The sequence below is a fragment of the Pseudomonas sp. GM30 genome, assembly GCF_000282275.2.
In the GTDB taxonomy this organism is placed as follows: domain Bacteria; phylum Pseudomonadota; class Gammaproteobacteria; order Pseudomonadales; family Pseudomonadaceae; genus Aquipseudomonas.
This window is the reverse complement of record NZ_AKJP02000005.1, coordinates 75,571-87,886: the sequence shown is the minus strand read 5'-3', so window position 1 is coordinate 87,886 and position 12,316 is coordinate 75,571. Positions and strand designations below refer to the sequence as shown.

The 12,316-nt window shown below is 64.4% G+C and carries 3 protein-coding genes (1 of these 3 cut by a window edge); 2 read left to right on the top strand and 1 reads right to left on the bottom strand.

The genetic code is table 11. From position 1 onward, the window contains the following. Positions 1–14: 14 nt before the first annotated feature. Complete coding sequence (locus PMI25_RS04200; protein ID WP_007965817.1) at positions 15–809, bottom strand: helix-turn-helix transcriptional regulator; 795 nt, start codon at positions 807–809, stop codon at positions 15–17. Between the two features lie 487 nt (positions 810–1,296). Here PMI25_RS04200 and PMI25_RS04195 point away from each other — a divergent pair, with 487 nt between their 5' ends. Continuing rightward, entirely contained in the window at positions 1,297–7,710 is a 6,414-nt protein-coding gene (locus PMI25_RS04195) for a non-ribosomal peptide synthetase (RefSeq protein ID WP_024164422.1), read from the top strand. A 285-nt stretch (positions 7,711–7,995) separates the two neighbouring features. Further along, on the top strand, positions 7,996–12,316 hold the start of the coding sequence (locus PMI25_RS04190; protein ID WP_007965814.1) for a non-ribosomal peptide synthetase. The gene runs 8,690 nt beyond the window's last position; the window shows 4,321 of its 13,011 coding nt (coding positions 1–4,321); the start codon lies at positions 7,996–7,998; the stop codon falls past the right edge of the window.

The following is a 12,316-nucleotide window of genomic DNA, read 5'->3' as shown; positions in this document are numbered from 1 at the left end:
ACACGACCGTGCGGTTACGCCCCGGCCATCCAGCGCGCCAGGCCATGCCGTCCGCTGACTCCCAGTTTGGCGGTCGCCCGTTTGAGGTAGGTCTCGACCGAACTGCTCTTGACCCGTAGCTTCTCCGCCAGTTGCGGCACGGTACCGCCGGTCAACAAACCGAGGCAGACTTCTTTCTCTCGCGCCGACAGCACGATGCCGCCCAGCGCCAGACGTTCGTCGAACACCTGCTGCAACGGCGCCTGCTCCAGATCGGCCAAGGGCAGGCGCGGCTGTTTGGCGACGATCTGTCGACTGAGCTGCGCGTGCCGTTCGATCAGCGGCAGCAGGGTGTCGGACAGGCTTTTCAGAAACGACAGCTCCGGCAGGGAAAACACCCGTTGCGTATGCGGTCGGTAGAACGAGATGACACAGCGGCGATTGGAGGTGCGGGACACCAGATTGCACTGGTGCACGCTGTGCTGCGGATGTTGCGGCTGGAGCGACGCTTTGAGTTGAATCAGCAGAGAGTCATTCATCTCGATCATTTTCTGCAACAACGGATGATCGTCAGGACTCTTCAACGGGTCCGGTGGCGGGAAGGTCTGCGGCAGTCCGGCGCTGCCCAGCGCCTTGATCTCGACCACGCTGGCCTGACGCTCGTCCAGCGTCCACTCACTGAGATCGACGCGATTGACCGGCACCAGGGTGTCGACCAGCTGGAACATATTGCTGGCGAAATGATCGTCGCCGGTGCTGGCAATCAATTCCCCCAGTTGCCAGTAGAAGTGCGGGTTTTCCATGTTGCGAATGCTGCCGGTCAGATTCATATCCTTGTCATCCCTGGTTCCGAGTCATCACCGAGTCGTCCGCTGTTTATGCAAAAGCCGCCCACGCAATCGTTTCTCCTTGAAACTGATCTGGGGCGGGATTTAAGCCTATGGATTTGTCCTACGTCTGTAAGGGAAAACAGGGACACAAAGTGCCATCATTTCTGAAACTTGGCGCCGGGCTTCTGACGCCTTTTGCTACAGGTGTCGCGCATCGTGTGACTGTTTGGTCACGGCAAGACCCTGAAAACCGGGGCTGTTGTTTTTTTTGGAGTTATTACGCAGGTCAATGGCAGCGCTGGTGTGTGGCATTTTTCCTACAAGATTTTCAGTATTTCCTCTCCGAACTTTTAGCCAGTTCCCAGCCAATCAGGCTCAACAAGTGCTGACAGGCCAGCGCCGGGGGCGGGGTTGTCCGGGTTTTACGTGTCATGTCGGCATCGGGGCCGATGCTTGAATAGGCGCAAAATCACATGAGAAGGATCTTATGCCGCCTATTTCTGCCTCTGCGGTAGCCACGCCGTCCGCTTCGTTCCAGACGTATCCGCTGACCGCTGCGCAGCTGGATATCTGGCTGGACCAGCTGAGTCGCGGGGATTCGCCGCTGTACAACATCGGCGGATACCTGGACCTCAGCGGGCCGCTGGATCCGGCGCGAATGCAGGCTGCGCTGGAGCTGCTGGTGGCCCGGCATGACGCGCTGCGCACGATTCTGCTGCCGGGCGCCGGTGCCGATGGCTTGCCTTTGCAGCAGTTCGCCCGGTCAGTAGCGGTGCCGATGCCGATCGACGATGTGTCGGCGCACAGCGACCCGGAATCGGCGGCGCGGGCATTGGTGCAGGCGCGCATCGATCAGCCCTTTGTACTGGACGGCGGCTGCCTGTTGCGTTTTCTGTTGATCCGTCTCGATGAGCAGCGACACTGGCTGTCCGTGCAGGCTCATCACTTGATCGTCGATGGCTGGGGCTTCGGCGAAATGTTCAAGTCACTGGACGAGATCTACAACGCGCTGGCGCACGGCCAACCGACACCGGTCGCGGCGCCGTCGTACATCGACTTCATCGAGGACAATGCGCGCTATCACGCGTCGCGCCGTTATGCGCAGGATCGCGCCTACTGGCTGGACAAGTACCGACAATTGCCCGAGCCGCTGTTGCTGCCACGGCATCAGCAGAGCCTGGCCGGCCAAGCCGCGCAGACGCAGGTCTACGCGCAGCCTTTGCCGGCGCTGTTGCACGAGCGCATGCAGCAGGTAGCCCGAGCGTTCGGGGCCTCGGCGTTCCATGTGTTGCTGGCGGCGCTGCATGTCTACTTCAGCCGCACCGCGCAACGTGACGAATGGGTGGTGGGGCTGCCGATTCTCAACCGCTCCGGGGCGCGCTTCAAATCCACGCTCGGGCTGTTCGCCCAGGTCAGTGCGGTGCGCATGGGCTTCGGTCGCCACTGCACGTTCGCTGAACTGGTCCGGGCGATTCGCGATGAACTGCGCCAGGACTTTCGCCATCAGCGTTTTCCCGTGAGTGAGATGAATCGCGCCCTCGGCCTGCTGCGGGAGGAGCGCTCGCAGCTGTTCGAGGTCACGGTGTCCTACGAGCAGGGCACTCACGATTATCGCTACGGCGAGGCCTCGGGACGGATCATCAAGGCCTCGAACGGCGAAGAGGCCACACCGTTGGCGGTGCATTTGCTGAGCAATCTGGCCAATGACGACGCGCGGCTGTACCTGATCTACAGCGAGGCGTATTTCAGTGCCGACGAAGTCGAGGCCCTGGCTGAACGCTGGTTGCTGATTCTGGAGCAGGGGCTGGAAGCGGTGAACCTGGCGGTGGCGGATTTCGAGCTGAGCACGCCGGAAGAAACCGCGCGGCTGCAACAGTGGAATGCCACGCGGGTGGACTACCCGGCGCCGACGACCCTTCAGCAACGTATCGAAGCGCAGGCGACGCTGCGGCCGCAGGCGCTGGCGGCGGTTGATCAGGGGCAAAACCTGACCTATGCCGAACTCAATCAACGCGCCAACGCGCTGGCTCATCATCTGCTCGATCTCGGGGTGCGCCCGGATGACCGGGTGGCGATCGTTGCCCGGCGCGGGCTCGACACGCTGGTCGGACTGTTGGCGATCCTCAAGGCTGGCGCCGCGTATGTACCGCTGGATCCGGCGCATCCGGCCGAGCGCCTGAGCTACCTGCTGGAGGACAGCGCGCCAATCGCGGTGCTGACCCAGCGTGCGCTGCGCGAGCATTTGCCGGCTTTGTCGGTGCCGGTGATCGAGCTGGATCAGCCGAGTTGGTCGGCTGGCCGGGTCGACGCGCCGAAGGTGCCGGGGCTGACCCCGGCGAACCTCGCTTATGTGATTTACACCTCCGGTTCGACCGGCCTGCCCAAGGGGGTGATGGTCGAGCACCGCACCCTGTGCAACCTGGTCGATTGGCACGCTGACGTTTTCGACCTGCATGCCGGCAGCCATACCTCAAGCCTGGCCGGTTTCGGTTTCGATGCGATGGCCTGGGAAGTCTGGCCGGCGCTATGCGTGGGCGCGACCCTGCACCTGGCGCCGGTCAGCGAGGGCAGCGAAGACATCGATGCGCTGCTCGACTGGTGGCGTGCGCAGCCGCTGGAGGTGAGCTTTTTGCCGACGCCGATCGCCGAATACGCGTTCAGCCGCCAGCTCGATCACCCGACATTGCGCACGCTGCTGATCGGCGGCGATCGCCTGCGCCAGTTCCCGCGTCAGCCCTCGTTTGAAGTGATCAACAACTACGGGCCGACCGAAGCCACCGTGGTGGCAACCTCCGGACGCATCGACGCCGGGCAGCCGCTGCACATCGGCAAACCGGTGAGCAACGCCACGGTGTATCTGCTCGACGAGCAGCAGCAACCGGTGCCGCCGGGTGTGGCGGGCGAATTGTACGTCGGCGGGGCCGGGGTGGCGCGCGGTTACCTGAACCGCGCAGAGCTTGACGCCGAACGCTTCCTGCGCGATCCGTTCAGCACTGCACCGGGCGCGCGCATGTACCGCACCGGCGACCTTGCACGTTGGCGCGCCGACGGCAATCTGGACTATCTGGGGCGCAACGATGATCAGGTGAAAATCCGTGGCATCCGCATCGAACCGGGCGAGATCGAGAGCGCACTCGCCAGCCATCCAGCGGTGCGCGAAGCGGTGGTGCTGGTGCGCGACGGGCAATTGCTGGCGTGGTTCACCGAGCAGGCGCCGCTGGACATCAATGAGCTGCACGCGCAGCTGAAAACCCGCCTGAGCAGTGCCATGCTGCCGAGCGCCTATGTGCGTCTGTCGGCGCTGCCGCTGACCGCCAACGGCAAGGTCGATCGCAAGGCACTGCCGGTGCCCGGGCCGGACGATCTGATCCGCCGCGAATACGAGGCGCCGCAGGGGGAGGTCGAAATCGCCCTGGCACAGATCTGGGCCGAAGTCCTGCAAGTGGAGCGGGTCGGGCGCCACGATCATTTCTTCGAGCTGGGCGGGCATTCGCTGCTGGCAGTGATTCTGATCGAGCGCATGCGTCAGCTCGATCTGAGCAGCGACGTGCGCGTGCTGTTCAGTCAGCCAACGCTTGCAGCGCTGGCGGCTTCGGTCGGCAGCGGTCGAGAGATCGAAGTGCCGGCCAACCGCATCGCCGCCGATTGCACCCACATCACCTCGGATATGCTGACCCTGCTGCAACTGGATCAGCCGACCATTGACCGCATCGTTGCGACGGTGCCGGGCGGGGCGGCCAACGTGCAAGATATTTATCCGTTGGCACCGCTGCAGGAAGGCATTCTCTACCACCACATCACCGCCGCGCAGGGCGATCCGTACCTGCTGCAATCGCAACTGGCGTTCGACAGCATCGAGCGGGTCGAGGCCTTCGCTGCGGCGCTGCGTCAGGTCATGGCGCGCCACGACATTCTGCGCACCGCGGTGCTCTGGGAAGGTCTGACCACCCCGGTGCAGGTGGTGTGGCGCGAGGCGATTCTGCCGTTGCAGGAGGTCGAACTGGACCCGGCCAACGGCCCGATCATCGAGCAGTTGCACCAGCGTTTCAACGCCCGGCGTTATCGCCTCGACGTCAGTCAGGCGCCGCTGATGCGCCTGGTGTATGCCCGTGATCCTGTGCTGGATCGGGTGGTGGGGATTCTGCTGTTCCATCACCTGGCCATGGATCACATCGCTCTTGAAGTAATGCGCGGCGAGATGCAGGCCAGCCTGTCGGGGCAGGTCGTGGCGCTGGCACCGCCGGTGCCGTATCGCAATTACGTGGCGCAGACACGGCTGGGCGTCAGCGAGCAGGAACACGAGGCGTTTTTCCGCGCGCAACTGGCGGACATCGACGAGCCGACCCTGCCATTCGGGCTGCAGGAAGTGCAGGGCGACGGGCGCGGTATCGACGAAGCGCAGCAGGCGCTGCCGGCTGACGTCTATCAGCGTTTGCGCACCCAGGCGCGACAGGCCGGGGTCAGCGTGGCGAGCCTGATTCATCTGGCGTGGGCGCGGGTGCTGGCGGCGACATCCGGCCAGCAGCGCGTAGTGTTCGGCACCGTGCTGATGGGGCGCATGCAGGGCGGCGAGGGCGCCGACCGGGCCTTGGGCGTGTTCATCAACAGCTTGCCGCTGCGCATCGATGTCGATGCCGGGGTGCTCGACGCCGTGCGCGCCACCCATGCGCGGCTGACCGCGCTGCTCGGCCATGAGCACGCGTCGCTGGCACTGGCTCAGCGCTGCAGCGGCGTCGCCTCGCCGTCACCGTTGTTCAGCGCGCTGCTCAACTACCGGCACAGTGACGAATCCGAACTGCTGGAGCCATCCAGTCAGGCCTGGCGAGGCATCGAAACCCTGGCCAACGAGGAGCGCACCAATTACCCGCTGACCATGAGCGTGGATGATTTTGGCAACGGCTTGCGCCTGACCGGCAGGGCCGTGGCGCAGATTGGCGCGCAACGGATTTGCGGTTACATGCAAGCGGTGTTGAGCGGCTTGGTGCAGGCGTTGGAGCAGACCCCGCAACAGCCGTTGAACCGCTTGCCGATCCTGCAAGCGGAGGAGTTGCAACGCTTGCTGATCACCTTCAACGCCACCGAGGTCGATTGTCCGCTGGAGCAGCCACTGCACGCGTTGTTCGAAGCGCAGGTGCGGCGCAAACCGGAGGCCATCGCGCTGCAATCCGCGCAAGGAAACCTGACCTATCGCGAGCTCAATCAGCGCGCCAACCGCCTGGCCCATCATCTGCGTGAACTCGGCGTGCAACCGGACTCGCGCGTAGCAATCTGCGTCGAGCGCGGGCTGGATCTGATCGTTGGTTTGCTCGGCATCCTCAAGGCCGGTGGTGCTTATGTGCCGCTGGATCCGGACTATCCGCTGGAGCGCCTGAACTACATGTTGCAGGACAGCGCGCCGGTCGCACTGCTGGTGCATGACGCCACGCGGCAATTGCTCGGCGAGCCGGATGTGACGACGATCAATCTGGATCGCGGCAGTTGGGAGCAGCAGCCGTCAGACAATCTTCAGGTGCCGGGCCTGCGTGCGTCGAACCTCGCCTACATGATCTACACCTCGGGCTCCACCGGGTTGCCGAAAGGGGTGATGATCGAGCATCGCAGCGCCTGCAACATGGTGCACTGGGGCTCGCAGCTCAGTCCGCCGACCGAACACGGTGCGCTGCTGCAAAAGGCGCCGTTCAGCTTCGACAGTTCGGTGTGGGAGATCTTCTGGCCGCTGTGCTCCGGGATGCGTCTGGTACTGGCGCGACCGGACGGCAACCGCGATTCGGCCTATGTGGTGCAGACCATTCGCGAGCATCAGGTCACCGTAGTCAAATTCGTCCCGGCGCTGTTGCAGCAGTTCATCGAGCAGGACGGTGTCGAGCAGTGCACCAGCCTGACCGATGTGCTCAACGGTGGCGGCGAACTCAGTGCGGCGCTGGCGCGCCTAGTGCGTGATCGCCTGCCGTGGGTGCGGTTGCACAACGTTTATGGCCCGACTGAAACCACGGTGGACAGCACGGGCTGGACGCTGGAACCGCATATGCCGGTGCCGGACAACGTGGTGCCGATCGGTACAGCACTGAGCAATACCCGTTTGTACGTGCTCGATGCGTACGGTCAACCGGTGCCACAAGGCGTCAGCGGCGAGTTGCACATCGGCGGCGTCGGTGTCGCGCGGGGTTATTACGGCTTGCCGCAAATGCAGGCCGAGCGCTTCATCGACAGCCCGTTTGTTCCGGGGGACCGCCTGTACCGCACCGGCGATCTGGCGCGTTACAACAACCATGGCGAGCTGGAATTCCTCGGCCGCAATGACTTCCAGATCAAGCTGCGTGGCTTGCGTCTGGAACCGGGGGAAATCGAGGCGCGGCTGATCGAGCATCCGGCGATTCGCCAAGTGGTGGTGATGGTCCGCGATGAGCGTCTGGTGGCCTGGTACAGCTTGCGCGCCGGCATCGACGCGCCATCGTTGGAAACCTTGCGCGCGCATGTGCTGGAGCGTTTGCCGGAGTACATGGTGCCCGGCGCGTTTGTGCTGCTCGACGCTTTGCCGCTGACACCGAACGACAAGATCGACCGCAAAGCCTTGCCGGAGCCGGGGGCAGATGCAGTCATCAATCGCCCATACGTGGCGCCCGAGGGTGAAGTCGAAACCGCGCTGGCGCAGATCTGGGGCGAGGTGCTCGGCGTAGAACAGGTCGGTCGTCACGACAACTTCTTCGAACTCGGCGGGCATTCGTTGCTGGCGGTGAGTCTGGTGGCGCGCATGCGTCAGAGCGGTTTGCACACCGACGCTCGGGCGCTGTTCAGCCAGCCGACGCTGGCGGCGCTGGCACTCAGTACCATGCCCGAGGCGCAGCACGTGTTCATCCCGCAAACTACCATCCCGAGCCTCGCCCGCAAACGTCGGCTCTGAACTCTGCGTCTGACACCGAACCTGTGGCGAGGGAACTTGCTCCCGCTGGGGCGCAAAGCGTCCCCCGGTTCCTGATGCACAACATCGGGGCTTGCTACGCAGCCCAGCGGGAGCAAGCTCCCTCGCCACAGGTATTCGGTTGCTCACCCGCAGGGAGGCTGGCTTGTCCCCGCTTCCCATGTCAGCCCCGCAAGCCCCGATGTTTTAGCTTTTCCAGGCTGCGCGCAGCAGGCACGGACTCGCGGCTGCGCGCTCCTTTTTCTCGTATTTACAGCAGGTTATCCCATGCATTTCAGCGAACTGATGGCTGTTCTTTCCACCCATGCGATCCGCCTTCAACAGGAAGATGAAGACTTGGTCATTCTGGGCAGCGACGACGCCCTGGACGATGCGTTGTGGGACAGCCTCAGCGAACACAAGGCGCAACTGCTGGAACTGGTCGCGCAACACGGTGGCGACTGGCTGAGCCCGGCGTTTCGCATCACCCCGGACATGCTGCCGCTGGTGACGCTGGATCAGTCGACCATCGACCGGCTAGTGGCCAATGTGCCCGGCGGCGCCGCCAACCTGCAGGACATTTACCCGCTGGCGCCGCTGCAGGAAGGCATGCTCTATCTGCACCTGTCGGCGCCCGCCGGCGATCCTTACGTGTCACAAGCCCGATTCGCCTTCGACAGCCGCGAACATCTCGAAGCCTTCGCCGAGGCGCTGCAATGGATGATCGAACGCCACGACATTCTGCGCACTTCGTTCGTCTGGGAACGCCTGGATGAACCGCTGCAGGTGGTGCAGCGGCATGCGACATTGCACTGCGAAGAAATCCTGCTCGAACCGGGCGCGGATGTCCTGACGCAACTGCTGGAGCGCCACGATCCACGGTTCTTCCGCCTCGACATCCAGCAGGCGCCGCTGCTGCGTCTGGTCTACGCCATGGACCCGGCCAATGGGCGCGTGGTTGCGCTGTTGCTGTTCCATCACCTGATCATGGACCACGTGGCACTCGATGTGGTGCGCCGCGAAACCCGCGCGCATCTGCTTGGCCAGACTGCGCAGGTCGGGCCGCCGGTGCCGTACCGCGATCACCTGGCCAAGGCCCGCCTGCGTCTGGACGAGCAGGTTCACGAAGGGTTTTTCCGCGAGATGCTCGCCGACATCGACGAGCCGACCTTGCCGTGTGGTCTGCAGGATGTGCAGGGCGACGGCCAGGACATCGAAGAAGCCGTGCTGATGCTCGACACCGATTTCAGCCGGCACCTGCGCGGCCAGGCGCGCCAGCTCGGGGTCAGTGTCGCGAGTCTGATGCACCTGGCGCTGGCGCGGGTGCTCGGCCAGTTGTCGGGCCGCACCGCCGTGGTGTTCGGCACCGTGCTGCTGGGGCGGATGGAGGCGGGTGAGGGTGGCGAACAGGCGCTGGGGATGTTCATCAACACTTTGCCGCTGCGGGTGGATGTCGGGCAGGACGGCGTGCGTGCCGGGGTGCTGGCCACCCATCGACGCCTGACCGCGCTGCTCGGTCATGAGCAGACCTCGCTGGCGCTGGCCCAGCGTTGCAGTGCGGTGGCGGTGCCGACGCCATTGTTCAGCGCGATCCTCAACTATCGCCACAGCAGCAGTGAAGAAATCGCCGAAGTCAGCGAACTGGCCCCCGGCGTGCAAGTGCTGGGCGCCCGCGAGCGCACCAACTACCCGCTGACGATCAACATCGACGACCTCGGCGTAGACTTGCGCATCACTGCGCTGGCCGATGCGGCGCTGGGTGCCGAACGCATCGCCGCTTACCTGCACACCGCGTTGCACAGCCTGCTGCAGGCCTTGCAATCGACCCCGGATGCACCGCTGCAACGCCTGAATATCCTGCCGGCGGCCGAGCGCGAATACCTGCTGCACGGGGTCAACTCGCCGTTGCCGCAGTTCCCGCAAACGCCGCTGATTCATCAGCAGTTCGAGGCCCACGCGGCGGCGCGACCCGAGGCCACAGCGCTGCTGTTCGAAGAGCAGACGCTGAGCTACGGCGAACTCAATCGCCGCGCCAATCAGCTTGCCCATCACCTGCTGGCACAGGGGATTCGCCCGGATCAACGCGTGGCGATCTGTGTCGAGCGCGGCCCGCAAATGATCATCGGCTTGCTCGGTATCCTCAAGGCCGGCGCCGGGTACGTGCCGATCGACCCGGCGTATCCGCTGGAGCGCATCGCCTACACCTTGCAGGACAGCGCCCCGGTGGCGGTGCTGACCCAGGCCGATACGCTGGAGCGGGTTGGCGCACTCAACGTGCCGGTCATCGATCTCGACAGCGTGCAGTTGCAGGCCGAGCTGACCAGCAATCCGCAAATTCCCGAACTGACCTCACACCATCTCGCTTATGTGATCTACACCTCGGGCTCCACCGGGCAGCCCAAGGGTGTGATGGTCGAACACCGCAACGTCACGCGTCTGTTTTCGGCGACCCACGACTGGTTCAACTTCAACCCGCAGGACGTGTGGGCGTTGTTCCATTCCTTCGCTTTCGACTTCTCGGTGTGGGAAATCTGGGGCGCGCTGGCGTTTGGCGGCCAGTTGTTGCTGGTGCCGCAAGCTGTCAGCCGCTTGCCGGACGACTGCTACGCGCTGCTCTGTCGCACTGGCGTGACCGTGCTCAATCAGACCCCGAGCGCCTTCCGCCAGTTGATCGCCGCGCAGGGCCGCAGCCCGTTGCAACACTCGCTGCGCGAGGTGATTTTCGGCGGCGAAGCGCTGGAACCGGGCCTGCTCAAACCGTGGTACGCGCGGGTCGGCAATGCCGGTACGCGGCTGGTGAACATGTACGGCATCACCGAAACCACGGTGCACGTTACCTACCGCCCACTGGAAGCAGCCGATGCGCTGTTGGTGGGGCGCAGCCCGATTGGCGTGGGCATTCCCGACCTGCAACTGTACGTGCTCGACGCGCAGCGCGAACCGGTGCCGGCCGGCGTGATCGGCGAGTTGTACGTTGGTGGTGCCGGGGTTGCCCGCGGCTACCTCAACCGCGAGGCGCTGACCGCCGAGCGTTTTATTGCCGACCCGTTCAGCGGCCGTGCCGAAGCACGCCTGTACAAGACCGGTGACCTGGCGCGCTGGACCACGGATGGCAGCCTCGAATACCTGGGGCGTAATGATGATCAAGTGAAGATCCGTGGCTTCCGCATCGAACTCGGTGAAATCGAAGCTCGCCTCGCCGCCTGCGCCGGGGTACGCGAAGCGGTGGTGATCGCCCGCGAAGACAGCCCCGGTGATCAGCGTCTGGTGGCCTATTGGCTGGCCGAGGGCACTGAGCCGAGCGCCGCGCAACTGCGCGACGAATTGCTGCTGTCGCTCGCCGACTACATGGTGCCGAGCGCGTTTGTGCGCCTCGACGCGTTACCGCTGACCACCAACGGCAAGCTCGATCGCAAAGCCTTGCCGCAACCGGACAGCGATGCGTTCGCCCGTCGCGGTTTCGAAGCACCGCTGGGGCCGGTGGAAACCCTGATCGCCGGGATCTGGCAGACCCTGCTCGGTGTCGAGCAGGTCGGGCGGCACGACAATTTCTTCGAACTCGGCGGCCATTCGTTGTTGGCGGTGAAACTGATCGAGCGCATGCGCCAGCACGACTTGCACTGCGACGTGCGCGTGCTGTTCGGCCAGCCGAGCGTGGCGGCACTGGCCGCGACCTTGGGTGACAGCCACGGCGTGCGGGTGCCGGACAATCTGATTCCTGCCGATTGCACGCTGATCACCCCGGACATGCTGCCCCTGGCCACGCTGGATCAGGCCGCCATCGACCGCGTGGTCGACACAGTGCCTGGCGGCGTCGGCAATGTGCAGGACATCTATGGCCTCGCCCCGTTGCAGGCAGGGATCCTCTATCACCATCTGGCGACCAGCGCCGGTGACCCGTACGTGTTGCAGGCGCAATTTGCCTTCGCCGGACTGGCGCAGATCAAGGCCTTCGTCCGTGCGTTGAACGCGGTGATCGCACGCCACGACATTCTGCGCACCAGCGTGGTCTGGGAAGGGCTTGAGGAGCCAGTGCAAGTGGTCTGGCGTGAAGCGCCGCTGGCACTGGAGCGGATCGACGCCGACCTGCTGGAAGGCGATGTGCTGGAGCAGATGCAGGCGCGGTTCGACCCGCGTCACTATCGCCTCGACCTGCGCCGCGCACCGCTGATGCGTCTGGCCTACACCGAAGACCGTGAACAACAGCGCTGGGTCGGCATCCTGTTGCTGCACCACATCGTGCTCGACCACACCGCACTGGAAGTGCTGCTGGCGGAAATGAACGACAGCCTGCAGCCGAGCGGTGCCGAGTTGCCGATGCCGGTGCAGTACCGTAACTACGTGGCGCAGGCGCAACAGCAGGCCAATGCCGAAGCGCATGAAGCGTTCTTCCGCGACATGCTTGGCGATATCGACGAGCCGACCGTGGCCTTCGGTGTGCAGGACGTGCACGGCGATGGCAGCAGCATCGTCGACAGCGAGCAGACGCTGGACGCCGGCGTGGCCGAACGCTTGCGCGAGCAGGCGCGCCGCCTCGGTATCAGTGCGGCCAGCCTGGTGCACCAGGCCTGGGGTCAGGTGCTGGCGCAGGTCTCGGGGCGTGAAGAGG